Source organism: Burkholderia aenigmatica (assembly GCF_902499175.1).
Classification (GTDB): Bacteria; Pseudomonadota; Gammaproteobacteria; order Burkholderiales; family Burkholderiaceae; genus Burkholderia; species Burkholderia aenigmatica.
Map to the genome: position 1 here is coordinate 52,303 of NZ_CABVQC010000037.1, position 26,278 is coordinate 78,580.

Here is a 26,278-nt window from a genome sequence, read left to right on the forward strand (position 1 = left end):
ATCCGTTCCGCCGTTACTCATGTGGCTTCCTTAGTATGCCCGGCAAACGTGTTCCTACCGCTGCCGTTTTTTTTGCCGGCTGCGCAAACGTTTGTCGGTGGGGTCTTCAGATTCCGAATCCGGCTCCGTGCGGACACGCTTCAATTGGTGCAAGCGCTCGCGTCATGTTTTTACTGATGATCGAAGTGGTTTGTATGTAATTGAGTCCGGTCGCGAGCATCAACCCGCATTCCATAGGTCACCAGGTCTCACGATACTTCCGTCGATGAGGCATCTGAATTGCATCTTCTGAACCTGTCGGACATGGCAACGGTCGTGCCCGCTGTCCGGAAATTTGCGCCCGAGGCCTGACCAGGATCCGTTTCTGGCCGGTCTTGGCGGTCGAATCCCGCGTTCGGTATCAGCATCCCAGGTCGTCGGAGATTGAATCGAGTCTGACGATTCATGCCTATACAGGGGCGATTGTGAATTTCGCCCTGCTCATCTTTCATTCCGGTCAATTTGCGCCTGTCAAGGAGTGTGGCGTGCATTTCGTATCGGCGTGGCTTAATTGCAACGTCGGTGCCGGTGTTTGTTTTGTTTTCTTTCTTATTTGTCGAGAAATCTCGATCTGATGTGTCAATATATGCAAATTGTAAGGTTTTCTGTATGGAAAGTATAAGCCTGTAGGCAGCCCGATTCGTCTGACGGTCGAGTTGTGCTGCTGCGGCCGAAAGGGGGGGGTGACCACGAATGTGTCGCTCCAGCCGGCGCGATCGTGGCAATCAAGAGATCATGAGCATCAGCGAAATTTTTCGAGTGGGTGGGACCGATATTACCGAAGCCGGGCAGGCTCCAGTCTCGGTTTTGCGAAAGCCCAAAATATTGAGCATCGGAGGGTGCGTTACCGAGGTTCTTGCTGGAAGAATGAGCCGGTTGGCGGATGTTACCCATCTGTGGCGTGTAAGTGTGCCTTGTTTGATGTCGAATAAAGTTGACGGGCGCACGTACTTCGGATCCTCCGAGCACCAGTTGTCTGAGCGGATCAATTTCGAGCTGACGAAGCAGGCACTCCACAAACTCAAAAAGGGTTCGTACGAGTTTTTGCTTTTCGATCCGACGAGCGATTTCACCAACGATTATTACGAGAAAGACGGCTGCATTATATCCGACATGGAGTCGGGGGCGCTGGGCCCGCATTGGAAATGGCCGGACGGGTTCATGGACGGTAGTTGGACCAGGATTTCTCCAACAAGCCATCAGTATCTGGAGATTTATCTCCATTATCTGAAAGATCTCATTGCTTTATCCGAAGAGATCGGTGTCCCGCTTATTATTATGAAGCGGCGAACTTGCGTCAATAAAATCACTGGCGAAGGCGTAACCGGATTAGGCGATCCGGAATCCTCCGAAATCAATTGGTGGGTTGATCTGCTTTGGAAGAAAATTGATGGTTTGATGGCGAAATTGAACGTTCTTGACTTGAACGGGCGTTTTTCTATCACATCTTTTGATGCCCCGTATGGTGAGGCGAAATTTCACCCGATCGAAGAGTTTTACGATTACGCGGCTTACAAATTAATGGGGCTGATGAGGTTTAGCGATGATCTGATCTCGGAAGTCACATTCAATATATATAGGGAAAGAGCAAGCCGCCGCCTGGCTATTCATTCAGAGCGGGACGGATTGGTTCAGGAGCGGGATGGGCTGATCCATGAGCGAGAGGGGTTGGTTCACGAGCGGGATGGGCTGATCCATGAGCGCGACGGGTTGGTGCACGAGCGGGATGGGTTGATTCATGAGCGAAACGGGCTGATCTACGAGCGTGACGGGCTGGTCCATGAGCGAAACGGGCTGACCCACGAGCGGGATGGGCTGATTCATGAGCGAAACGGGCTGATCTACGAGCGTGACGGGCTGGTCCATGAGCGAAACGGGCTGACCCACGAACGGGATGGGCTGATTCATGAGCGAAACGGGCTGATCCACGAGCGAAGCGGGCTGACCCACGAGCGGGACGGGCTGATTCATGAACGAAATGCGCTGATCCACGAGCGAGACGGGCTGATTCAAGAGCGCCATAGCTTGGTGCATGATCGGGACGCCCTTCATTCGTCTCTCAATAATCTTGTGACCGAGCGGGAATCCATATCGGCTCGCGAGATCGAAAACGCGCGTATTGCAAGCGAATGTCACCGGCAGGAACTGGCGACGATCTCGGAAGCTCGAGACAACGCGCTTGCTGAAAATGCTGCGACCATCCTGGCGCTAGAAGAATTACAAAAATCTTACGCCGATCTCTCGCGCAGACATGATGAATTGAGTTCTCAACGGAACCGTCTTTTTAACGAGTTGCGGTTGGACGAAGGGCCCATGGCCTTGCGCGATGTGCTTCCGCTGGCCAGGGCGTGGCGGCCTGTTATCAAGGGAATCGGGAAGACCAAGCGATTCTGGCGGCGATTGATTGCGGTGTAGCGGTAGGGGGGGCGAGTGTCCTGGCGAGCTGGGCGCATCGGGATTTCATGATCCTGTCAGAGCGTTTTGCGGCGATCACCAGCCCCTGGTCAGTGCGCCTTCAAATGTCATGCGCGATCTCGATCTCGTTGTCGGCCGCACCAGTTGAATAAGCGTTTGCGGAAGGGCGAGGGTGTGCGTCACCACGCCCAAGCCCGCATCGCACGGCGTGGCGTCCACGAGACGACCGCGCGCAACGCCCGCATCTGCCGGGCGATGCGGCCAGTGTGTTGCGTCGACGCTGGAATCTTGCCGCTACGGATATTTCGAGAGGCCGCTCTCGTTCCCGCTGGCTGGCACGGGTCAATGGCTTGCAATCGTCATAAGAACGAGTGTGGAAGCCAATCGGTAGGGGTGTCGATACCCCGGGGCGGCGGCTTCAGTGCCGCCCAATTCTAATGCTGGCCGGTCCTCTGTCATGCACCTGATGAGTCCCTCGCCACTCCGTTTGCGAGTCGGCGTCTGGTAATGCATTCGCCAGGATGTGACGCAAATGAGACAAAGATATCTATTAACCCGACTGCAGGGCGCTCTGCCACGCCCGATGCCCGGTTGCGGTGAGCGATAGTGCGTGCAGCCCTAACGGCTCAGGGGCGGAATAAGGCATACTTCAGGGCGCTGCTTGCCGTCACATCCACAGCCTGGCAGTGGCGCTCCACTTACAGATCCACTACAACTCTCCGAATAAAAATAGCCATCTCTCAATGTGACAATCGATGAACAGCGGCAAGTTGAAAGGTGAGACGCGTCAACTCACTGATCTCCACCAAGATCGACACGACTCGGCAAGATGCCGGTTCACCGAACGCACCCATTGATATTGCCTGGATGGCGATGTTTGCCGGTTTTTCCATTACTGCATAGTTGATCTATGAGTCGTTCTTTCCTTGCCTTGCAAGGCACGGCGTCCCCTTTTTTCAGCCAGCTCGCGCATGTTCTTGGCAGCCGCGGCCACCATGTGACCCGCGTCAATTTTTGTGGCGGCGACCTGGCCTACGCCGGTGGGGGCGCGGCTTGGAATTATTGTGACAAGGCGGAAGGCTTGTCGGCCTGGTACCGTCACATCGTCGAAGCCAACGACTTTACCGATGTCTTCCTGTTTGGCGATTGCCGCGAAATCCATCGACCGATACATGCAGTCGTTCAGGATCTCGGCCTGCGCGTACACGTTTTCGAGGAGGGCTATGTTCGTCCCCACTGGATCACGATGGAGCATCACGGCGTCAATGGTCGCTCGTTGCTGCCGCGCGACCCGGACTGGTATCGCGACCAACGCAAGCATGTCCCGCCCGCGGGCTTTGGCCACCCGACCGGCTATAACCTGAAGGTACGCGTGTACCACGATATCGCCTACCGTCTGGCGAACGCGTTGCATGCCCGCCGGTTTCCGTACTACCGGAGCCATCGCCCCAAAAATGGTTTCCAGGAATACGCTGGTCTGGCCTATCGCGCCGCCCAGTCGCGCGTTCATGCCTGGGAGGCCGATCGGGTCGTCAGGGAATTGCTGGACGAGAAGCGAGAGTATTACCTGTTCCCGCTTCAACTGAACTCCGACGCGCAGATCGTCGCGCATTCCCCATTCGACGGCATTTGCGCTGCCATTTCGGCCGTATTGCGTTCATTTGCCCGCTACGCCCCGTCTCACGCGTGGCTTGTCATCAAGAACCATCCGCTGGACACGGGCCTGATCGCCTACAAGGAATTCACAGCGACACTGGCTCGGGAACTCGGCATCGACCAGCGCCTGCAATTTATCGATGCCGGTCATCTTCCCACCTTGCTTGACCATGCCCGTGGGGTCGTCGTCGTCAATAGCACCGTGGGTTTGTCCGCGTTGCACCACGAGCGACCCTTGATCGCGCTTGGCACGGCGATTTACGCGATACCCGGCTTGACCTGGCAGGGTAGTCTCGACGATTTCTGGACGCAGGCGGACGGCCCGGACATGCATCTCTATCGCGCCTTTCTCGATTACGTGATGCATCACACGCAAATCAACGGTGATTTCTACACGAAGTCCGGTATCGAGATGGCCGTGGCGGGGGTCGTCGCCCGTGTGGAGGAGGTGCATGGGTAGCCTTGCTCAACCACGTCATGTCGTCATCACCGGCGCAAGCGCCGGTATCGGCCGTGCGCTTGCGCTGGCTTACGCCCGGCCGGGTGTCGTGCTCGGTCTCGTCGGCCGCGATATCGAGCGGCTCGACGCAAGTGCCTCGGAATGCCGTACACGCGGCGCGGTCGTTGTTACAGGGCAGTTTGACGTGCGCGACGCCGACAGCGCAAAAGCGTGGCTTGACGGCTTCGACGAGACCTATCCGATCGATCTGCTGATCGCGAACGCAGGTGTGGCGAGTACGCTTGCCACGAAGAACGACTGGGAGGGGCTGGAGCGCACGGCGCGGGTAGTCGACACGAATTTTTACGGCGCCCTGCATGCCGTGTTGCCTGTCATCGACCGGATGCGCGAGCGAGAGCAGGGCCATGTCGCGATGGTCGCGTCGCTGGCCGCGCTGCGCGGGATGGCGATCTCGCCGGCTTATTGTGCGAGCAAGTCTGCGATCAAGGCGTATGCCGATTCCGTCAGGCCGTTGCTCAAGCGCAATGGCATCCGGATGTCGGTGGTCTTGCCCGGATTCGTTGAAACGTCGATGAGCGACGTATTTCCCGGCGACAAGCCATTTCTCTGGACAGCGAACAAGGCAGCGTCATATATCCGTCGCAAACTTGAAGCCGGACGCACCGAAGTTGCGTTTCCCGGCCTGCTGGCGTTCGGAATGCGCTTGTTGCCGCTGTTGCCGCCGTCACTCGCCGACGCCATTCTCGACAAGTTGTCTTATTTTCCCAGGGAGGAGGACGTCAAGTGACTGCGATGCCCTGGCTGACATGTATTGCCGCCGCTGTCCTGTCGTTCGCGCCCGATCGCATCGCAGTGCCCCGTTTCCCGCAGCGTCGTTCGCTTGCCGGGGCATTCGTCCGTGCGCTCGCAGTTCTGTTCATCGCGTCGCTGCTCCTCTTCGTCACCGCCCGTCCGATTTTTTCCGCGTTCGTCGCGATCGCACTCGTTGGCTTGGTCGAGATAGTCAGCAACGCGAAATACGAATCCTTGCGCGAACCCTTTGTCTTTACCGATCTAAGCCTGTTCAGCCAGTTGTTTTCGCACCCGCGGCTCTACTTGCCGTTCCTGAGCCTCGACAAGGTGATTGCAATCGTGGCGGGCGTGTTGATCGTGCTGATTGGTTACCTGTCCGAGCCCGCTATCTCTCCGCGCCCATGGCTGGCTTTCGCGATTGCCCCCGGAGTCACATTCTTACTGTGCCGAGGGCTTGCCGCCCGTCTGCCGCTGACGCTTGATCCGATAGCCGATCAGCAGCGCCACGGCTTTTTTGCTGTGTTCGTGGCTTATCTGCTCAATGGTCTGCGTCCCGCGACGTTCGACTCGTTCGCGCGTGCCAACGAATCCAGTCCGTTTGCGACCGGCGAGCCGGTGAAGTGTCCCGACGTCATCGTGATCCAGAGCGAGTCGTACTTTGATGTGCGCCATGTCAGCGGGGCGGTGGATTCGGCGGTGTACACGCGCTTCGATGAGGCGCGGCGCGAGTCGGTGTGCCACGGCAAGTTGACCGTGCCGGCCTGGGGGGCAAACACGATGCGCACCGAATTTGCGGTGTTGACGGGCGTGCCCCAGGCGGCGTTGGGGTATGCGCGTTTCTATCCTTACACTTTTGTGCGCAGTGTCTGCGCATCGCTTGCCCGCTGGTTCGGGCGCGGAAATTACGAAACACTTGCGATTCACCCGTACTATGCGGACTTCTTCGGGCGCAATCGCGTATTCCCCATGCTTGGATTCGAGCAATTCCTCGATATCGAACATTTTGCGGCGGCGTCCCGCTCCGGGCCCTATGTTTCCGATGACGCGGTGACGGATGCGATTATTGCCGCGCTCGATGCGCCTGGCGGCCGCCCGCGCTTCATTTTCTCGATGACGATGGAGAACCACGGCCCGCTGCATCTGGAGCAGGTATTACCCGGAGAATCGTGTTCAAGGCATACTCTCGGCGAAGATGCCTCCTGGCAAGACCTTACAGCATACTTGCGGCACATTGAAAATGCGGACGCGATGATCGGACGATTGCTCGATCATTTGCGTACCAGCAATCGTGAAACGGTCGTTTGTTTCTACGGCGATCACGTTCCCGCGCTGCCTCATGTTTTTCATAAACTGGACGTAAATCCGCAACACAGCGATTATTTCATCTGGCGGAATTACGGCGCAGTTGCTCCCGAATGCCGAAATTTGCCGGCGGAGGAGTTAGGGGCGGTATTGCTGCACGTGACACAAGACGACGGAAATCGTGCGGAAGAGCCGCGCGCATCCGAGAAAGCGACATAAGAGATGAACAGTAAGATTGCAATAATTGGGATAGCGTGTCGGTTTCCCGGGGGGGCAAACAACCCCGGCGACTTCTGGCAACTGCTGCGCGACGAACGCGACGCAGTGACCGAAATCCCGGCCGACCGGTTCGGCACCGATTTCTACCAGCACCCGTCCAAGCGCGAACCGGGCAAGAGCTACACGTTCTCGGCCGGCGTCCTCGACAACGTCGCCGGCTTCGACGCCGCGTTCTTCGGCATTTCCCCGCGCGAAGCGGCCCAGATGGATCCCCAGCAGCGCCTGCTGCTCGAACTCGCATGGGAAGCGTTCGAGGACGCGGGCGTGCGTCCGGCCGACATGCGCGGCAGCAACTGCGGCGTCTTCGTCGGTGCCGCGAGCATGGATTACGGCAACCGCAACATGGACGATCTGAACGTGATCGATCCGTATTCGGCGACCGGCAATACGCTGAGCATCGCGTCGAACCGCGTGTCCTACCTGTTCGACCTGCGCGGCCCGAGCATGTCCGTCGACACGGCCTGCTCGTCGTCGCTCGTCGCGCTCCACCAGGCGGTCAAGGCGCTGCAGTCCGGCGAAGCCGACGTGGCGCTCGCGGGCGGCGTCAACCTGCTGCTGCACCCGTTCGGCTTCGTCAGCTTCTCCAAGGCGTCGATGCTGTCGCCGCGCGGTCGTTGCCGCGCGTTCGATGCGACCGGCGACGGCTATGTCCGCTCGGAAGGCGGCGCGTTCGTGCTGCTCAAGCCGCTCGATCGCGCGCTCGCCGACGGCGACACGATCCATGCGGTGATCGCCGGCTCCGGTGTGAACTCGGTCGGCCATTCGCCGGGCGGCATCAGCGTGCCGGGCGCGGCCGCACAGGCGTCGCTGCTGCGCAGCGTGTACGCGCGCGCGGGCATCGATCCGCAGTCGCTGGCGTATCTCGAGGCGCATGGCACTGGCACGGCGGTCGGCGATCCGATCGAGGCGCGTGCGCTGATCGACGTCGTGTCCGGTGAGCGCCCGGCGGATCGTCCGCTGCTCATCGGTTCGGTCAAGACCAACATCGGCCACCTCGAGACCGCATCCGGCATGGCCGGGCTGCTGAAGGCCGTGATGTGCCTGAAGCACCGCGCGGTACCGCGCTCGCTGCATTTCGTCACGCCCAATCCAGGCATCGATTTCGACGGCGGGCGTCTGCGTGTCGTCGATCGCTACATGTCGCTCGACGCGGGCGACGCGCCGCTGACGGTGGGCGTCAACTCGTTCGGCTTCGGTGGAACGAACGCACACGTCGTACTGACCGAGGCGCCGGCTGCAAACGAGGCGTCGACGGCCGTACCCGAGCCGATTCACGCGCAGCTGTCTCCGCTCGTCCTGACTGCGCGCAGCGCGAACGCGCTCGGCGCACTCGCGGGCCGCTATCTGGCGGCCCTCGACAACGGCGGCGACTGGCAGGCGCTGGCCGCCGCGGCCGCACGTCGTCGCCAATGGCTCGAGCATCGCGCGATCGTTGCGCCGGCCGACGTGGCCGAAGGACGCGCGGCGCTCGCGGCGCTGGCCCAGCCGGCGCCGGAAGGGCTGCCGGCCTGCGTGGCGACCGGCCACGCGCCGGCCGATGCGGTGCGCACCGCGCTCGTGTTCTCGGGCAACGGCTGCCAGTGGGTCGGGATGGGCAACGAGCTCTATGCCGAGAACGCGGTTTTCCGCGCAGCGCTCGACGAAGTCGACGCGCTGTGGTGTGCCGACGGCAGCCCGTCGCTCGTCGACGTGATGCGCGGCGGCCCGAGCGCGGAATGGCTGGCCGGCGCGGGCGCCGAATGGCTCGCCGCGACGGAGAACGCGCAGCCGCTGCTGTTCGCGATCCAGGTCGGCATGATCCGCGTGATCGATGCGCGCGGGATGCGTTACGACGCGGCGATCGGCCATAGCGTCGGCGAGATTGCCGCGGCGTGGGTGACGGGCGCGCTGTCGCTGGCCGACGCGGTTCGCGTGATCAAGATCCGCAGCCGCGCGCAGGCCATGACGCGCGGCAGCGGCCGGATGGCGGCCGTCGGCATCGGCGACGCGGCGGCGCGCGAACTGATCGCGCGCCACGGGCTGGCGCGGTGCGTCGAGATCGCCGGCATCAACAGCCCCGATGCGGTGACGCTCGCGGGCGAGCTGCAGGGATTGCAGGCACTGGAGGCCGCGCTGCGCGGCAGCGGCAAGTTCTTTCAGATGCTGGATCTCGACTACGCGTTCCACAGCAGTCATATGGACCGCATCGAGCCGGTCGTGTTGGCCGAACTGGCCAGCCTGCGGCCGCAGCCGGGCAACGGCGCATTCGTGTCGACCGTGACCGGCGGCGCGCTTGCCGGCACCGAGCTCGATGCCCGCTACTGGTGGCGCAACATTCGCGAGCCCGTGCGCTTCGGCGACGGTATCGCGCATCTGATCGAGCAGGGCGTCCGGCTGTTCGTCGAGGTCTCGCCGCATTCGATCCTGCGCACGTACGTGAAGCAGGCATTCGCGGCAGCCGGTGCGACCGGCGTGGCGCTGCCGACGCTCAAGCGCGACCACGGCAGCGCGGCGACGCTGCGGCAAGCGATTCTCGCGGCGATCGCGCACGGTGCGAGCGTCGATCCCGACCGCTTCGCGCCGGGTGAATCGCGTGCTGCATTGCCGTCCTATCCGTGGCAGCGCGACCGTTTCTGGCTGACGCCGACCGTCGAAGGCTACGGCCTCGTCAATCGCCGCCGCGAGCATCCGCTGCTCGGCTATCGGCTGCATGAGCACGCATTCGCGTGGGAAAACCAGCTCGATCCGGCGAAGCTGCCGATGCTGGCCGATCACGTCGTCGACGGCGGTGTGGCGTTCCCGGGGGCCGGCTACGTGGAAATGGCGCTGGCTGCGGCACGCACCTTCTTCGATACGCCGGATGCGGCACTCGAAAACGTCGAGATCCGCACGCCGGTGGTGTTCCAGCCGCAGCAGGCGAAACTGTTCCGGCTCGTGATCGAGCCGCGCACCGCAACCTTCACGATCGAGACGCGCGACCGGATGTCCGACGGCTCGTGGACGATGAACGTAACGGGGCGGATGCTGGAAAGCGGCAACGCGCTCGGCGAGGCGAGCGTCGTGCCGTCCGATGCGCTCGCTCGTCTGCTCGCGCTGCCCGCAGCCGACGGCGACACGCTGTACGCAAACACGGCGGCCATCGGCCTCGGCTACGGGCCGGCGTTCCGCTGGGTCCGCACCGTGCGGGTCGCCGCGGACGACGGCGCGGCGCTGGCCGACGTCGCCGCGCCAGCCGCATGTGGCGATGCGCGGGCAGTGTCCGCCTATCTGCTGCATCCGGCGCTGATGGACAGCGGATTTCATCCGCTGTTCGCATTGCTTGCGGCGCACGCGCGCGACGGTGAGCATCCGGCTTACGTGCCGGTGCAGATCGGCCGCATCGACTATCTGCGTGGCGACACGGTCGAGCGGGTGCTCGTGCGAATCGACCGGCACAGCCCGCATTCGATCGTCGCGCATTTCGAATTTCTCGACGCACGGGGCGCGATCGTCGCGCGGCTTGGCGGTTGCCGGTTCCGGCGCGTCGATCTGGTCGGCCGTCGGCAGAACCTGCCCGCGCGCTTCGTCTACCGCCTTGAAGAAGTGCCGCTGCCGGGCGACGTCAACGCAGCCGGTTTGCCGGCTCCCGACGCGCTGCTCGCGCAGGCCGTCGAGCGGCTCGATGCGACCGGGCACGACGGTCGCCGGACGCAGCATCTGACCGAAATCCTGCCGCTGCTCGACGTACTGGCGAGCCTTTACGCGCTCCGCGCGTTCGATGCGCTCGGCGCATTCGCCGGCACGTGGCAGCCGGCGGCCGGGCATGCGGCGCTGGCCGCGCGTCTTGCCGACATGCTGATCGAGGATGGTCTCGCTCATCGCGATGGCGCGCTGCTCGTGCGCGACGACGCGGCGTGCGCGGCGTTGCCGCCGCTCGACGAGCTGTGGCGCGGGCTGCTGGCCGAATCGCCGGGGCACGTGGCCGAGCTCACGCTGCTCGCGCATTGCGGCGCGGCATTGCCCGACGTGCTGGGCGGCGCGAAGGATGGCGCTCGCCTGCTGTCGCCGACCGGGCACAGCCTGGTCGAACAACTCCTTGCCGCATCGCCGACGTGGCAGCACGTGCACGCGTTGCTGACCGCAAGCGTCGAGCAGGCCGTCGACGAATGGCAACCGGCGCGCCGGTTGCGCGTGCTCGAACTGGGCGCGACGGACGGCGACGTGCTGCAGACGCTCGGCATGCATCTCGCGGCCGCGCGTTGCGATCACACGATCGCCGCGACTGCCGGCCAACTGGCCGGGTTCGACACGGATGCGGAAGCGGCGGTGCGCACGGTTGCGCTGCAGTCGGGCGAGCGGCTGTCGCTGGCGGCCGACGAAGCCGGCCCTTACGACCTGATCGTCGCGAACCGCGCGTTGAGCGGCCGTCACGATGTGACCGACGCGCTGAATGCGATGCGGTCGTGGCTGGCGCCGGGCGGCTTGCTGCTGCTGGCCGAGTCGCGCCGCGGCCGCTTCTCCGACATCGTATTCGGCGCGCAGTCTGCGTCGACGGAAGCCGACGCGGCCGTGCCGCTGGCGCCGGCGGATCTCGATGCGGCGCTCGAGCGCGCGGGCTACGTCGATGTCGTGCGGCACGTCGAGCAGTCGCTCGATCTGGACGGCACGCCGACGTTCGTCATCGCGCGCAACCTCGCGAGCGCCGTCGTTGCGCAACGCGGCGACGATTCGAGCGACCTCGATACGCTTGCGCGCAGCGAACAATGGATCGTGATGCATGCACCGGACGCCGCCGGCAGTTTCGGCGGGCGGCTGGCCGATGCGCTGGCGCGTGCGGGCTATCCGGCCGATATCGTCGACGTCAAGCATGCGGCCGATGCGATTGCATCGTTACCGGCCGGGCAGCCGGCGCATGTCGTGTTCTGCGCGCCGGAAACGCCGCTCGCCGAATCGGCGACGGGGGATGGCCTGATGGCCGCGCAGCGTAACGGCGTGATCGCCCTGGCGGCACTCGTTCGCGCGCTCGGTGCGCAGCCGAACGCGGCCACGCGGCTGACCGTCGTCACGCGTGGCGGCGCGCCATTCGCCGGGACTGCGAATGCGCATCCGGAACAGGCGACGCTGTGGGGCCTCGGTCGCGTGCTGGCGAACGAGCACCCCGAGCTCGCGTGCCGCGTGATCGACGTCGATCGAGCGACAGACCGGATCCCCGACGCGCTGATTCGCGAACTGACCGGCGCAGCGGTCGAGGAAGAAGTCGTCCTGGGCGCACACGGGCGGCAGGTGCCGCGCATGCTGACCGCCGCGCAGGCTGCGGCCCGCAACGATGGCGCGATTGCGCGTGCGGCCGTACTCGCGTTCGATGCACCGGGCTCGTTGCGCAATCTCGAATGGTTTGCGTTGCCGGAAAACCCGCTGGGCGCGGACGAGGTGGAAATCGAACCCGCTGCGACCGGCCTCAATTTCCGCGACGTGATGTATGCGATGGGGCTCTTGTCCGATGAAGCGGTCGAGACCGGCTTCGCGGGCGCGACGATCGGCATGGAACTGTCCGGCCGCGTCGTCCGGGTGGGCAACGCCGTGACGGAATTCGCACCGGGCGATGCGATTCTCGGCTTCGCGCCGGCCTCGTTCGCGACGCGCGTCAGGACGCGCGCGCAAGGGATCGCGCTGAAACCCGAGCGTCTGTCGTTCGAGGAAGCGGCGACCGTGCCGACCACGTTCTTCACCGCGTATTACGCACTCGTCGAACTCGCGCGCCTGCGTCGCGGCGAGCGTGTGCTGGTACACGGCGGTGCGGGTGGCGTCGGGATCGCCGCGATCCAGCTCGCGCGCCACTTCGGCGCGGAAGTGTTCGCGACGGCCGGCAGCGACGAGAAGCGCGAGTTCGTGCGCCTGCTCGGCGCCGACCACGTGCTCGATTCGCGCAGCCTGGCGTTCGCGGACGAGATTCGCGTGCTGACGGGCGGTCAGGGCATCGACATCGTGCTGAATTCGCTTGCCGGCGAAGCCATGGTGCGCAGCATCGATACGCTGCGGCCGTTCGGTCGTTTCCTCGAACTCGGCAAGCGCGATTTCTACGAAAACAGCCATATCGGGCTGCGGCCGTTCCGCAACAACATCAGCTATTTCGGCATCGACGCCGACCAGTTGATGGGGGCGCTGCCGGAACTGACCGCGCGCCTGTTCGGCGAAGTGATGGCGCTGTTCGAGGCAGGCGTGCTGCATCCGCTGCCGTATCGCGCGTTTCCCGCCGAACGGGCGGAGGATGCGTTCCGCTACATGCAGCAGGCGCGCCAGATCGGCAAGGTGCTCGTGACCTATCCGTCCGGCACGCCGGCCCCGACGCGCGGCGTCACGCGCGCGGGCTCGCTCGCGCTCGATCCGCATGGCACGTACCTGGTGGTCGGCGGCACGGGCGGGCTCGGGTTCGCGAGCGCGCGCTGGATGGTCGAGCGCGGCGCACGCCGGCTGACGCTGGCGAGCCGTTCCGGCGAACTCGCTGCTGCCGCACGCGAGGAAGTCGAGCAGTGGCGCAAGACGCTCGGCGTCACGGTCGATGTCGTGTCGTGCGATGTGACCGACGCGGCGGCAGTCGACGCAATGATTGCCGCGATCGTCCGGCGCGACATCCCGCTCAAGGGCGTGCTGCATTCCGCGATGTCGATCGACGACGGCCTCGTGCGCAATCTCGACGATGCGCGCATGGCCGCGGTGCTGGCACCGAAGGTGGCCGGCGCGTGGAACCTGCATCGCGCGACGCGCGCGTTGCCGCTCGACCTGTTCGTGGTCTATTCGTCGGCGACGACCTATCTCGGCAATCCGGGGCAGTCGAACTACGTCGCGGCCAACACCTTCCTCGAGGCGCTCGTCGAACATCGTCGCGCAGCGGGATTGCCGGGCACGTTCATGGCCTGGGGGCCGCTCGAGGACGTCGGCTTCCTCGCGCGCCACGCGGATACGCGTGAGGCGTTGCAGTCGAGGATCGGCGGTGCGTCGATCACGTCCGACGAAGCGATGGTCGCGCTCGAGCGCGCACTGGTGGCGGGCGCGGCAGGCGAAGCCGTGGTCCGGCTCGACTGGCACGCCGTGGCGCGCGGGATGCCTGCCGCGAAGGCGCGCCGGTATTCGCTGCTGCAATCGCATGCGAAGGGCGGCGATGCGCGCGACGGCGGCACGCAGCTGCGGGAAGAAGTGCTGGCGTTGCCGCGTGACGAAGCGATCGCGCTGGTGGCCCGGACGCTGCAGGGGCAGATCGCGCGGATCCTGCACATGACGCCGGATCGCATCGCGCTCGACAAGTCGGTGCTCGACATGGGCATGGATTCGCTGATGGGGATGGAGCTCGGCCTCGCGGTCGAGGAAGCGTTCGAGGTCAAGCTGTCGGTGATGGCGATTGCCGAGGGCGCGTCGGTGACGACGCTGGCCGGACGCATCGTCGATTCGATCGGCGCGTCGACCGATGCGGACGCCGGTTCCGCGACGGATGCCGCGCAGGAGGCCGTCGCGGCGCTCGCTGCGAAGCACGCGATCGACGGCGAAGCGCGTGCGATGCTCGATACGCGGCAGGCGCCCGCGGCGGGCCAGGCGTCGCCGACGCTGGAGGTCGCGCGATGAGCGCGCCGTCCGGCTGGGCGACGAGCCAGGGCACGCTCGCGCGGCCGCTGGCGATCGACGGTCACGGGCTGCACACGGGGCGCCGGGTGGGCGTGCGGATCCTGCCCGCGCGTCCGGAAGAGGGCGTGACGGGCATCGCGTTCCGTCGCGTCGCGCAGGGGCGCACGCTCGCGACGCTGCCGGTCGATCCCGCGCTGCGCCGCGCCCAGCCGCTGTGCACGATGCTGCGTAATGCCGACGGCGTCGGCGTTCGCACGGTCGAGCATCTGCTCGCGTCGCTGCTCGCGTGCGAGATCGATCACGCGATCGTCGAGATCGATGCCGAGGAAGTGCCGATTCTCGATGGCAGCGCCGCGCCGTGGGTGGAGGCCATCCGCGCGTGCGGCCGCGTCGCGCTCGATGCGCCGAAACGTTTCATCCGCGTGCTGCGGCCCCTCGTCGTCACGGACGGCGAGGGCGACCAGCGGCGCGAAATGCGGATCGAACCGGCGCCGCGTTACGAACTGAGCGTGCGCAACGACCTGCGCGGCTTCGGCGACATGCACTGGGATGGTGCGCTGACGCCGGCCGCATTTGCGACCGACATTGCGCCATCGCGCTCGTATGGCCGCGTGAAGTGGGCGGTACCCGCGATCGTCGCCGGTTATCTGCGCGGGGTTCCGATCCTGCGCGGCGCGCGGCCGTCGTGCACGGCGTCCATTGTCGGCAATCGCGTGCTGGGCGGGATGCGGCTGCCGGAGGAGTTCGTCCGGCACCGCGTGCTCGACCTGGTTGGCGATCTGGCACTGGCCGGTGCGCCGCTGCTGGCGCGCGTGAGCGCGCTGCGGCCGAGCCACGAGATGAATTTCCGGTTGGTCGACGCGCTGCTGGCCGCACCCGACGCGTGGCAGTGGACCGAGTTTCCTGACGCGTAACATCACGCTTTTTCATATTGCCCGGCGTAACATAGCGTCTTTTCGAGATTCAGCGAAGGACGCAATGGCACTGGGAGAGCATCTTCGCCAGCAACTGGCGGCGAAAGCCCTGAAACGGCAACTGGAACGCGCGACCGATGCGGCGGCGGCACCGGGCGTGCCCGGCACGCTGGCCGCGCAGACCGCATCGGCGCGCAGCCGCTTCGAATCGATGCCGCAGTATCAGCAGGTCCGGATCATGCGCGAGATGGGCGAGAAGCTGCGCGTCGACTCGCCGTTTTTCCGCGTACACGACGGCGTGGCCGGTGCGACGACGCAGATCGGCGGCCGCGAATACCTGAACTTCGCGAACTACAACTACCTCGGCCTGGCCGGCGATCCGGCCGTGTCGTCGCGCGCGAAAGCCGCGATCGACCGCTATGGCACGTCGGCGTCCGCGAGCCGGATGGTCGCGGGCGAGCGTCCGGTGCAGCGCGACCTCGAGCGCGCGCTGGCCGCGTTCTACGAGACCGACGATTGCGTCGCGTTCGTGAGCGGCCACGCAACGAACGTGACCGTGATCGGCGCGCTGTTCGGCCCCGGCGATCTGGTCATCCACGATTCGCTCGCGCACAACAGCATCGTGCAGGGCGCGCAACTGAGCGGCGCGAAGCGGCTGAGCTTCGCGCACAACGACTGGCAGGCGCTCGACGAGCTGCTGTCGCGCGTGCGCCGCGAATACCGGCACGTGCTGATCGCGATCGAAGGGCTGTACAGCATGGACGGCGATTTCCCCGACCTGCAGCGCTTCGTCGACGTGAAGACGCGGCACGGTGCCTTCCTGCTGGTCGACGAGGCGCATTCGCTCGGCGTGCTCGGCGCGACCGGCAAGGGCATCCGCGAGCATTGCGGCGTTGCGTCCGACCAAGTCGACATGTGGATGGGCACGATGAGCAAGACGCTGGCCGGCTGCGGCGGCTTCATCGCCGGCTGCCAGCCGCTGGTCGACATGCTGCGCCACCTGGCGCCGGGCTTCCTGTACAGCGTCGGGCTCGCGCCGACGCTCGCCGAAGCGTCGCTGGCCGCGCTCGAGCGCCTGCAGGCCGAGCCGGAGCGCGTTGCGCAACTGCAGGCGCGCGGGCGGCAGTTCCTGACCGAAGCGCGCGCCGCCGGGCTGAACACGGGCACGAGCGCCGGGTTCGCGGTCGTGCCGGTGATTACGGGGAGCTCGCTGAAGGCCGCGCAGTGGGCCAATGCGATGTTCGACGAAGGGATCAACGTGCAGCCGATCTTCTATCCGGCCGTCGAGGAAAAGGCTGCGCGCCTGCGCTTCTTCATCTGTTCGACGCACGAGCCGGAGCAAATCAGCCGGACGGTTGCCGTGTTGTCGCGTCTCGCGGGACGCAGCGCATGACGCTGGCCGGCGCGTTCGCGCAGGCGGCGCCGCGTGCCGGCGAGCGCGTGCGGTTTCGTGCGGCCGAGGCGGCCGACGCGGCGGCGTGCGCGCCGCTCGTGTTTGCGTCCGGCGTGGCCGAATTCGGGTTCTTTCTCGGCGAAAGCGACGCGCGCTGCGTCGCCTTCCTGCAGCAGGCGTTCCGATCGCGTCACGGGCGCTTCTCGTGGCGCCGGCATCGTGTCGCGATGGCCGACGACGGCGCCGTGCTCGCCGTGATGGCGATTCATGACGGGCGGCAGACGATGTTCGACGACGTGCATGTCGTGTGGGCACTGGCGCGCTTCTTTGGCGTGCGCCGCGCGATTGGCCAGTTGTTGCGCGGGTTGATCCTCGAAACGGAAATTCCGGCGCCAAAGCGCTCGCAGATCCTCGTCGCGCATTGCGCAACCGACGAGCGGCAGCGCGGCACGGGCATCTTCAGCGCGCTGTTTCGCAATGCGCTGGACACCGGCGCATTGCCGGCCGACGGCAGCCGCGACGTCGTGCTCGACGTGTTGACCCGCAACGTGCGAGCCCGCGCGCTGTACGAACGGCTTGGGTTCACCGCACTGCCGCGGCCGCGCGCGCGTTCGCGCCGACTGCCCGCCGACCTCGATTCGATCCGGATGCGGTTGTCGCGCCGCGCCTGACGGCGCGAGCGGTGCCCGACGCGCTACTTGTGCCGCGGGCTGAACGGCCGCTGCTGCACATCGGCGCCTTGCGCGACGATCGCCATGCTTTCCGGTACTTCCTCCCATGCCCCCCGCAAGTCGACGAGCGGCTCGGACACGACCATGAACGCGTCGTCACCGGCTTCGGCGATGCGCGGGTTGTGCGGATACAGCTCGTGCAGGTGCTTGAACGACGTGCTGTGGAATAGCGAACGCGATTGCTGTTCGCTCGAATAGCGCACCGCGATGATCCGTTCACCGTCGGTCGCGCAGATCGTCATGTTGAGCGGGTCGGCCACGCGATGCCGCGCGGCGGTCTCCTCGACCACGCCGACCATCCGCTCGAGCGCCGGCAGCGGCGTCTGCTCGAGGCCGTAGGTCAGCGCGAGGCGGAACATCAGTTCGGAGTCGGTCGAGCCTTCGAGCGTCGGGAACAGCGCGGGGTCGACCTTCAACGTCAGGTCGCGGCGCAGCTTGTGGAAGTCGCGGATCAGCCCGTTGTGCGCGAACAGCCAGCGGCCGTGACGGAACGGGTGGCAGTTGGTTTCCTGCACGGGCGTGTCGGTGGCCGCGCGGATGTGCGCGATGAACATCCGCGAACGGATCGCGCGCGCGGCTTCGCGCAGGTTGCGGTCGTTCCACGCGGGATGCACGGAGCGGTAGCGGAACGGGAGTTCGTCAGGGTGCCCGTACCAGCCGATGCCGAAGCCGTCGCCGTTGGTGGTCGTCGCCCCCAGCTCCGAATGCAGGCTCTGATCGATCAGCGAATGCTTCGCGCGGAACAGGACGGTCTCGAGATGAATCGGATTACCCGTATAGGCGAGCCAGCGGCACATGGAGCGCTCCTTCACGATGGATCGTTCGCGCATGGTAGCCGACTTCGCGGCGCATCCGTGCCGGTGCGCGCCCGGCCGGTCATTCGGGCAGGTACGCTGGCCAATCTTCATACATCACCTGCCCGGTGGCGCGCTGCGCAACCGGACGGCCACGCAGCCATTCGGCCGGGCGCCGCCATGCGACGGCAGCGCCGCAGCCGTCAGGTTCAGTCGCCGAGCGCGTCCATCACGCGTGCCGAATAGACGAGCGCCGCACCTGCGTTCAGCGCAATCGCGACGCCGAGCGCTTCCGCCACCTCTTCCTTGGTCGCACCATGCTTGGCCGCTTCCGCGGTGTGCACGGCGATACAGCCGTCGCAGCGCGTCGTGACGGCGACCGCGAGCGCGATCAGTTCACGCGTCTTCGCGTCGAGATGGCCCGTCTTGGCCCCGGCGCCGGACAGCGCCTTGTAGCCGGCCAGCGTATCGGGCGACAGCTTGGCGATCTCGCCGATACGCGTCGAGAGTTCCTTCCGGTATTCGTTCCAGTTCAGCATGATGTGTCCTTTCGAGAAGAGGTGAGGAGAGCGGCTCACGCCGCGATCTCGGGCGATGCAGGGCTATTCTGATCGTTCGCGCTGAGGGTTTCGATACGCTAGAGTGTCAATTTTTAGCGGGATCGTCTCATGGATGCGTTGAGTCAACTGCTGTCGCTGGGCCGCAGCCATGTCGAACTCGACGTGCGCTGCCTGCTCGACGGGCCGTTCGCGATGCCGCACGACCCGTTGCCGCCCGGCGAGGCGGCGTTTCATCTGGTGCTGGCCGGAACCTGCCGGCTGCGTACCGCGGACGGGCGCACGCTGCAGCTCGCCGACGGCGATTTCGTGTTGTTGCCCGCGGGCGGCGCGCACGACCTGCTCGACGCAGGGGCAGGCCGGTCGCGGCCGGTTGCGGCGCTGCGCGAACAGGGCGCCGGCGGCGGCGCGGTGCTGCCGGTCAAGTCGAATCTCGATCCGGCCGAACCGGGCGGCGCAAGCGTGGACCTGCTGTGCGGACGGTTCGTCTATGCGCGCGGCGCGGGCGAACTGCTGATGCGCACGCTGCCACACGTGCTGCACGTCGGGCTGCGCGAGGCGTCGGGGTTCGCGCCGCTGCAACTGCTGACGAGCGTGCTGCGCGCCGAGGCGTCGAACGGGCAGCCGGGCGCCGGCGCGATCGTCAACGCGCTCGGCCAGGCGCTGCTCGCGTACGCGTTGCGCGCATACGGTCGTGGTGCGCGCGTGCCGTCCGGCTGGCTCGCACTTGCGGCCGACGCGCGGCTCGGCCCGTCGGTGCAGGCCGTGCTGCAGGCGCCGGAGAAGCCGTGGACGGTCGAGTCGCTCGGCGACGCATCGGCGATGTCGCGCGCGACGTACGCGCGGCATTTCCGCGAGCGGGCCGGGATGAGTGTCGGCGTGTTCGTCGCGCAGATCCGGATGATGCATGCGTGCGCGCTGCTGCAGGACACGCAACGCGGGCAGGCGGAGATCGGGCAGGCGGTCGGTTACCAGTCCGAGGCCGCGTTCGGCAAGGCGTTTCGCGCGGTGCTCGGCACGACGCCAGGGCGCTGGCGGCGTGCGCAGCGCGGCATGTAAGACTGCAAGCGCGGTTGTCGTGGCACGCGCCAAAGCTGCTACCATGCGCGAAACGCAGTTCAACGAAAACGATTTCGCACAAGAAGAAAGAGAGGGCAAAGCAATGAACCAGACCACCATCCAGCAACCGTCGTTCGCGTTCGTGGCCGCATCGTGGGCCGCGCTGCTCGCTGGTTTTGCCGCATTCCTGATTGGTCTCTGGAACGCCGGCATGCAGCTCAACGAGAAGGGCTACTACTTCACCGTGCTGGTGTTCGGCCTCTATGCGGCGATCTCGCTGCAGAAAAGCGTCCGCGATCGTGCGGAAGGCATTCCCGTCACCGGCATCTACTACGGCCTCAGCTGGATCGCGCTGCTGCTGTCGATCGCGCTGCTGGTCGTCGGCCTCTTCAATGCGACGCTGCAACTGAGCGAGAAGGGCTTCTACGCGATGTCGTTCGTGCTCGCGCTGTTCGGTTCCGTAGCCGTGCAGAAGAACACGCGCGACCTCCAGAACGCGAAGCCGCGCTATACCGACGCCGAATCGGCGCCGTCGGTCCAGGAGTGACGGCACGCGAAGCTGGCGCCTTCCCGGCCGCCCGTTTTGCGACGACGGTCGCGGGCGGGCCGCATTCGCCGATGCGCCGCGGGCTCCCTGCCCATTCGTTTCATCGATGCCGATGCGCATGACGATGGAGATATTCAGGATGCCAGACTTCCCAGAAACCACACGGCCCACCCGCGCGGCGGCCCGTTCGGTCGCGGCGCGGGCCGCGCTCGTGCTGGAGACGAACAACTTGCGGGGCGGCGCGGGGCTCGCGCAAGCCGTCGACAGCCTGAAGCGCCTCGTATCGGCGCTGTCGAAGCAGACCGTGCCGCCCGCGGCACTCGCGCAATGGATCATCACGCACGATGGCCTGCCCGCCGATGCGTGCGCAGAGATCGCCGTGCTGGCCGGCCGCCCGATCGAATTCGTCGAGATCGGCGCGAGCACCGGCTACTACGATGCGAAGAACGACGGGTTCGACCGCGTCGACGCGGCCCGCTGCGACATCGTCGTGTTCGGCGATGCCGATTGCCGGCCGGCCGACGACTGGCTCGAGCACCTGCTCGCGCCGTTCGCGCGCGACGCCGGCGATGCGCCCGTCGCGGTGGCCGGGCGCACCAGCTATGCGCCGAACGTGCTCGGCATCGCGCTGACGTCGATCGATTTCATGTATTTCCCGAGCCCGCTGCGCGATGGCGCGACGCGCAACTTCTACGCGAACAACGTCGCGTTCAGGCGCGATGTGTTCGCGCAATTCCGTTACGAGCCGCTCGACGGCGTCTATCGCGCGCATTGCCAGGTGATGGGGTTGCGGATGCAGGCGGCCGGCGTGGCCGTCGAGTTCGCGCCGGCCGCGCATACCGAGCATCGGCTGCCGGACACGCATCGCGAATCGCTGAAGCTGCGCTGGATGCGCGGCGAGGACAGCGTCGGGCTGACGCCATATCTCGTGAACGCCTACCTGCCGCGCGGGTGGCAGTGGCTCGGCCGCAGCGGCCCGCTCGGCCCGTTCTGTGTGATGGCCATGCGGCTCGGCTACAGCCTGCGTGCGCTCAATCGCCAGCAGTTGCGGCCGCTGGGCGCGGTTCGCTATCTCGCGGCCGTCGGCGTCACGATCGCCGCGTCCGCCGTCGATACGCTCGGCGCGCTCGCGCGCGGGCTCGGTCTCGCCGGGCGCGCCTCGGCCCGGCGCGATCTCGAAGCGCTGTCCTATCACCGTCATTGAACCTGCGCCGTGCATCGCGCGCGGCCATGACACGCCGCCCCCCGGCATCCATCCCGACAACGATCATGTCCTCTCTCGCCACCCGTGTCGCCTGCCTCGCCCTGTTTGCCGCCAGCGCCGGCGTCCATGCCGCGCCGGTCGATCACGCTGGGCGCGGGATCTACCACTTCGCGTCGCAAAGCGGCTGCCCGTTCGCAAATGCGGCCGCGACGGACTGCAACCGCATCGCGCTCGATGCGCCCGACGTTCACGCGCGCATCGATGCCGATGCGCACGCGATCGTCTTCTCGAGCGATGCGACGCGCCGCTCGAAGGACGTGCTCGGCGACGTGCTGCTGCACGGCACGGGCGTCGACGGCGAGGGCCGGCGCGTGCCGCTGAGCGTGCACGTGCTGTTGCGCCGCGACGGCGCGAAATGGGACCGCGACGTGTACGTTCATGCGCCCGTGCACGGCACGTTCACCGATGTCCGGATCGATCCGTATCGCGTGCGGGTGAAGGAGGGCGAGGGCGAGCGCGACGTGCTCACGCCGGACGAAACGCTGGCGCTGTTCGCGCATCCGTCGCTTGCATCGCGGCTCGCCCGGCATCTCGTGAAGGTGCGTGCGACCGATCCGAAGCAGCCGTCCGCGGACGACATCACGATCGCGCTCGGTGTCGGCGGTCTGACCAAGTCGGTCGCGCGTGCGAGCTTCACGTCGAACGCGCCGCACGATGCCGACGTCGATCGCGCACTCGCGTCCGGCACGTGGGCGATTCGTTTCGACGCATTGAGCAATCACATTCCGGTGTGGGTCGCGCAGCGCGAGTTGTTCCTGTTCGGCCTCGACGGCAGCGCGCTCGTGACGGACATGCGTGCGCGCGGCTTCAGGAAGAACGACCGGATCGAATTCGGCGCACGTGACGGCAACGGCTATTTGCGCGTGAACGGCCGAGAGGAGGCATTCGCGGGTGCGACGGCGTCCGCCCATGCGTTCATGCAGGAAAGCTTCATCGGCCTGATCCTCGGATGGCGTCGCGATCCGGCCGCCGCTGCGGCATCCGCGACGAAATCCGCGTCCGTACCGGGCGTGCCGGCATGAGCGCGGCAGGCGAACTGCCGGCGTCGCCGCAGGCGGCGCACGACGCGCGCTTCGACTGTCTCGATGCGCCCGTGCTGCACGGTGCGGCGCGGGTGCGTGCGTACCTCGTCGATCGGCTCAAGCGGGCGGCGATCCGGCAGCTTCATCGCAGCACACATGGCGAGCGCTGGGTGTTGCGCATGTACCTGATCGGCGAGGAAGCGACCGAGTGCGCGTTGCACGAGGACTGGACCGGACAGCCGCCGGACTGGCTCGCGCCGCGCATCGAGCAGCATCTCGCGGACGAGCGCCGCCACGCGGCCGCGTTCGCCGATGCGCTGCGGGTGCGCGGCGTCGCGCCGTCGACCGCGCCGCACGAGCCCGACTGGCTGAGCCGACGCAAGATCATGCGATGGCGCCGGCTCGCGCAGCGCCATGCGCCGCATTTCGCGCAAGGCGTGCTCGTGCCGGCCTATGCGACGGGTTTATGCGCGGAACAGATGGCGATGCGCGTGCTCGCGCGCCACTGCGACACGATCGGCGATGCGCATCCGCTGTATCCGCTGCTTTCGCGCGTGCTCGCCGACGAGACGCGGCACGTCAGGCTCTGCGCGGATACGCTGCGGCGTCTCGTTGCACCGTCCGAGGCCGCGCATCTCGCCGTGTTGCTGAACGAGATCCGCGCGATCGAAGCCGGTTTCGGCGTGACGGGCGCGCTGGCGATGGTCGCGGCCGGATGGATCCAGTCGCTTCGTCCGCGCGCATGATGCCGCGGATCGTCTACCTGGCGACGGCCGACGCGCGCGGTCACCTGATGCGCGCGCAACTGCTCGTGCATGCGTTGCGCGCGGCCGGCGCGCAGGTTGACGTGCTGACGACGTCCGATGCGGGGCAGGCATTCCTGGCTGCATTCGGCATCGATGCGGTCGTGCTGTCCCGTCACTACGCGGTGCAGTTCGACGAATGGCAGAACATGCTGCGCGATGCGACCGATCGCAACGTCGCGCACTACGTGTTCAGGCCGACGCGCATGCTGCGCGACATCGCGCGGCTGCGTGCGATCGCCCGCGATGCTGATCTCGTGATCAACGACTCGTTTCATCCGGCGCTGCTGTTCATGGGTGCGATGCCGGGCTGGCGGCGCCGCGTCGTCCACGTGTATGGCGGCAGCCTGCGCCGTGCGTTGACCGCGAATTTCGATGCGCGGCTGCCGCGCGCGCTGGCGCGTGCGTTCGCACGGATCGTCGACTGGCAGATCGATTCGGCGCGGTGCTGCATCGAGCACGATTTTGCGTATGATGCCGCCGACGATGCACAGCGATCGCACCTCCATTGCAGGCTGCCGACGCCGGTGCCGGTCGTCGCGGAGTGTCCGGCTTCGGAACCGGCTGCCGTAGCCGTCTATCTGAATCCGCACTTCCGCGATATCGCGCTCGCCGACGCGTTGTCGGCCGGCATGCGCGACGCGGGGGTTGCTTCACACCGTGTGGGCGAGGGCTATGCCGGGCACGACGGCTGGACTGGCGTCGACGCCGACTGGGCGACGCGCGCTGCCCATGCACCGTTGATCGTGTCGGCCCCCGGCATGGCCGCGTTGTCGATTGCACGCGTGTATCGCCGCCCGATCCTGCTCGTGCAGTCCGATCAGCCCGAGCAGGCGAGCAACGCCGCGCGCGCCGCACGGCTGCACCTCGTGCACCGTGTCGTCACGTGGCGCGGCGATGCGGTCGCGTTCCGGCGGGAAGTCGGGCAGGCCGCCGCCGAACTGATGCGCAATCCTGGAACGCAGGCAGGAACGATCGCCGGCCACGAGCATGCGCGAGCGCGGGTGGAAGCGTGGACGTCGCGCCTCCTCGCGCTGCGACCGCGTGCGCAGGTGGCCGATGCAGAGACGCGATGCGAGGCGCCGGCGCCACGATGAATTCGCTGCCGTTTCGTGACGATCGCCGGCCCGATATCCGGCAGATGCTGGCTGCGACGTTCGGCATGGCAGCCGGCCTCGCGATCTTCTTTCTGCTGGAACGCGGCGTCACGCCGCGCTACGTGTTTGCCACGGCGATCGATGCGCGGATCCCGTTCATCGCGTGGTCGTGGTTCGTCTACGTCGGTTTCTTTCCGTTCGTGGTTGCGCTTGCCGCGTATGCGCGGCCGCCCGCGTTCGCCGCGTTCAAGGAGGCCGTGCTGATCGCGTTCGTGTTCGGTGTCGTGTGCTTCCTGCTGTTTCCGGAAGCCGTGCCGCGGCCCGACGTCGCGGAGATCGGCAACGTGTTCGTGCGCCACCGTCTCGCGCGCATGTGGCAGCTCGATCTCGCGGCCAACGGCTTTCCGAGCCTGCATGTCGCGGTGACGTGTCTTGCCTGCCGGATGCTGGCGGAGCGGCGGCGGAACGTGACGGTGGCGATCGGTCTGCTGATCTGCACGTCGACGCTGACGCTCAAGCAGCATACGGTTGCCGATGTGCTGGGCGGCGTGGCGCTTGCGGTGGCCAGTGCGCTGTGGGTCGAACGGCGCTCGCTGCGCGGGAGGCTCGCGTGACGGATACCCACGCTCACCTTGCCGGGCCGGAGGCCGAGCTTGCGCGGTTCGTGCCCGATCCCGCGCTGTATCGCGTGAGCGCGTTGCGCGTCGGCGCGGCGCTGGCAGGCGACTGGTTGATGATTGCCGCTGCGTTCGTGGTGGCGATCGCGTTTCCGCATCCGCTCGTGTACGTGTTGGCCGCGATCGTGATCGCGCGCAGCCAGCTTGCGCTTGCGGTCATGATGCACGAAGCCGCGCACGGGTTGCTGGCGCGGAACCGGCGCGCCAACGATGCGCTGGGCCAACTGTTCGCGGCTGGCCCGCTGTGGCTGTCGCTGCGCACGTATCGTGCAGGCCATCTGAAGCACCATCGCGCACCGATGCAGTCGGACGATCCGGTCGCGCTGCTCTTTGGGGTACGCGACTATCCGGTATCACGTGGACGGCTGATCGGCCGCCTGCTCGCGTACGCGTGCGGGATCGGCTACGTGACGAGTGTCGTGAAGCTCGCGCGCGGCGAGTTTGCGCATGCGTTGCCGAAGGTCGCGAAGTCGCGTGCGTATGCCGCGTGGGAAGTCGCGTCGATGCTGGCCGGCAATGGTGCGCTGTTCGGTGCGCTCGCATTGGCCGGACATCCGCTGTTGTACGTCACGTTGTGGATCGTGCCATCCGTCACGCTGTTGCCGCTCGCCGGACAGGTGCGCGCGATCTTCGAGCACGCGGGGCTGCCCGCATGTACCGATCAGAGCCGCAACGCGCGCACGATCGTCCGGCGTTCGTGGCAGACGTTCCTGTTCGGCCCGCACGCGATTCATTTTCATATCGAACATCACCTGTTCACGCGGATGCCGTTCCATAACCTGCCGGTCGTGCATCGGCAGCTCGCGCAGCGGCAGTTGCTGCCTGGCGGCAATCTGTACGCGGGATATGGTGCGGTGCTGCGCGACGTGAGTGTGCGCTGATACGCGGGCGGGGGAGTCGTG

The 26,278-nt window shown here is 66.1% G+C and carries 18 protein-coding genes; 16 read left to right on the forward strand and 2 right to left on the reverse strand.

What is annotated here, in order from left to right:
* Nucleotides 1–774: 774 nt before the first annotated feature.
* The 8 genes from BDO18943_RS24740 to BDO18943_RS24775 all read left to right on the forward strand — a co-directional run bounded on the left by BDO18943_RS24740 (nt 775) and on the right by BDO18943_RS24775 (nt 17,496).
* The gene (locus BDO18943_RS24740; RefSeq protein WP_235996183.1) at nt 775–2,454 is read left to right on the forward strand and encodes a hypothetical protein; all 1,680 of its coding nucleotides are present in this window, start codon (nt 775–777) and stop codon (nt 2,452–2,454) included.
* A gap of 910 nt (nt 2,455–3,364) precedes the next feature.
* Nucleotides 3,365–4,570 carry a capsule biosynthesis protein gene (locus BDO18943_RS24745; protein ID WP_175024426.1) on the forward strand — a complete coding sequence of 402 codons (1,206 nt, stop codon included), beginning with the start codon at nt 3,365–3,367 and terminating at the stop codon, nt 4,568–4,570.
* Nucleotides 4,563–5,357: an SDR family NAD(P)-dependent oxidoreductase gene (locus tag BDO18943_RS24750; protein WP_175024427.1), complete on the forward strand. Its 795-nt coding sequence runs from the start codon at nt 4,563–4,565 to the stop codon at nt 5,355–5,357. The genes BDO18943_RS24745 and BDO18943_RS24750 overlap by 8 nt, the downstream gene beginning before the upstream one ends.
* A gap of 5 nt (nt 5,358–5,362) precedes the next feature.
* Nucleotides 5,363–6,883 carry an LTA synthase family protein gene (locus BDO18943_RS24755; RefSeq protein ID WP_175024441.1) on the forward strand — a complete coding sequence of 507 codons (1,521 nt, stop codon included), beginning with the start codon at nt 5,363–5,365 and terminating at the stop codon, nt 6,881–6,883.
* Between the two features lie 3 nt (nt 6,884–6,886).
* Complete coding sequence (locus tag BDO18943_RS24760) at nt 6,887–14,518, forward strand: type I polyketide synthase (RefSeq protein ID WP_175024428.1); 7,632 nt, start codon at nt 6,887–6,889, stop codon at nt 14,516–14,518.
* The gene (locus BDO18943_RS24765; RefSeq protein WP_175024429.1) at nt 14,515–15,432 is read left to right on the forward strand and encodes a UDP-3-O-acyl N-acetylglycosamine deacetylase; all 918 of its coding nucleotides are present in this window, start codon (nt 14,515–14,517) and stop codon (nt 15,430–15,432) included. The genes BDO18943_RS24760 and BDO18943_RS24765 overlap by 4 nt, the downstream gene beginning before the upstream one ends.
* A gap of 64 nt (nt 15,433–15,496) precedes the next feature.
* On the forward strand, nt 15,497–16,825 hold the full coding sequence (locus BDO18943_RS24770; protein ID WP_175024430.1) for an aminotransferase class I/II-fold pyridoxal phosphate-dependent enzyme: 1,329 nt from the start codon (nt 15,497–15,499) through the stop codon (nt 16,823–16,825).
* On the forward strand, nt 16,822–17,496 hold the full coding sequence (locus tag BDO18943_RS24775; RefSeq protein ID WP_175024431.1) for a GNAT family N-acetyltransferase: 675 nt from the start codon (nt 16,822–16,824) through the stop codon (nt 17,494–17,496). The genes BDO18943_RS24770 and BDO18943_RS24775 overlap by 4 nt, the downstream gene beginning before the upstream one ends.
* Before the next feature lie 23 nt (nt 17,497–17,519).
* On the opposite strand, the gene BDO18943_RS24780 is transcribed toward BDO18943_RS24775, so the two are convergent.
* Together BDO18943_RS24780 and BDO18943_RS24785 are read right to left on the reverse strand one after the other, a co-directional pair.
* On the reverse strand, nt 17,520–18,353 hold the full coding sequence (locus tag BDO18943_RS24780) for a class II glutamine amidotransferase (RefSeq protein ID WP_175024442.1): 834 nt from the start codon (nt 18,351–18,353) through the stop codon (nt 17,520–17,522).
* Nucleotides 18,354–18,559: 206 nt separating this feature from the next.
* Nucleotides 18,560–18,889, reverse strand: coding sequence for a carboxymuconolactone decarboxylase family protein (locus tag BDO18943_RS24785; RefSeq protein WP_043189451.1), 330 nt, complete (start codon nt 18,887–18,889; stop codon nt 18,560–18,562).
* A gap of 129 nt (nt 18,890–19,018) precedes the next feature.
* Between BDO18943_RS24785 and BDO18943_RS24790 the strand changes: the two genes are divergently transcribed.
* From BDO18943_RS24790 to BDO18943_RS24825, 8 genes are all read left to right on the forward strand, one after another.
* Complete coding sequence (locus tag BDO18943_RS24790) at nt 19,019–19,966, forward strand: cupin domain-containing protein (RefSeq protein ID WP_175024432.1); 948 nt, start codon at nt 19,019–19,021, stop codon at nt 19,964–19,966.
* Between the two features lie 103 nt (nt 19,967–20,069).
* Nucleotides 20,070–20,513, forward strand: coding sequence for an inner membrane protein YiaA (gene yiaA / locus BDO18943_RS24795; protein ID WP_039361552.1), 444 nt, complete (start codon nt 20,070–20,072; stop codon nt 20,511–20,513).
* Between the two features lie 139 nt (nt 20,514–20,652).
* Entirely contained in the window at nt 20,653–21,717 is a 1,065-nt protein-coding gene (locus tag BDO18943_RS24800) for a glycosyltransferase (RefSeq protein WP_175024433.1), read from the forward strand.
* Nucleotides 21,718–21,782: 65 nt separating this feature from the next.
* Nucleotides 21,783–22,799, forward strand: a complete 1,017-nt coding sequence (locus BDO18943_RS24805; RefSeq protein WP_235996184.1) for a hypothetical protein — start codon at nt 21,783–21,785, stop codon at nt 22,797–22,799.
* On the forward strand, nt 22,796–23,545 hold the full coding sequence (locus tag BDO18943_RS24810) for a ferritin family protein (RefSeq protein ID WP_175024435.1): 750 nt from the start codon (nt 22,796–22,798) through the stop codon (nt 23,543–23,545). Before BDO18943_RS24805 ends, BDO18943_RS24810 begins: the two co-directional genes overlap by 4 nt.
* On the forward strand, nt 23,542–24,699 hold the full coding sequence (locus BDO18943_RS24815) for a glycosyltransferase family protein (protein WP_175024443.1): 1,158 nt from the start codon (nt 23,542–23,544) through the stop codon (nt 24,697–24,699). The genes BDO18943_RS24810 and BDO18943_RS24815 overlap by 4 nt, the downstream gene beginning before the upstream one ends.
* Entirely contained in the window at nt 24,696–25,313 is a 618-nt protein-coding gene (locus BDO18943_RS24820; protein ID WP_175024436.1) for a phosphatase PAP2 family protein, read from the forward strand. The genes BDO18943_RS24815 and BDO18943_RS24820 overlap by 4 nt, the downstream gene beginning before the upstream one ends.
* The gene (locus BDO18943_RS24825) at nt 25,310–26,257 is read left to right on the forward strand and encodes a fatty acid desaturase family protein (protein ID WP_175024437.1); all 948 of its coding nucleotides are present in this window, start codon (nt 25,310–25,312) and stop codon (nt 26,255–26,257) included. The genes BDO18943_RS24820 and BDO18943_RS24825 overlap by 4 nt, the downstream gene beginning before the upstream one ends.
* The last annotated feature ends 21 nt before the right edge of the window (nt 26,258–26,278 follow it).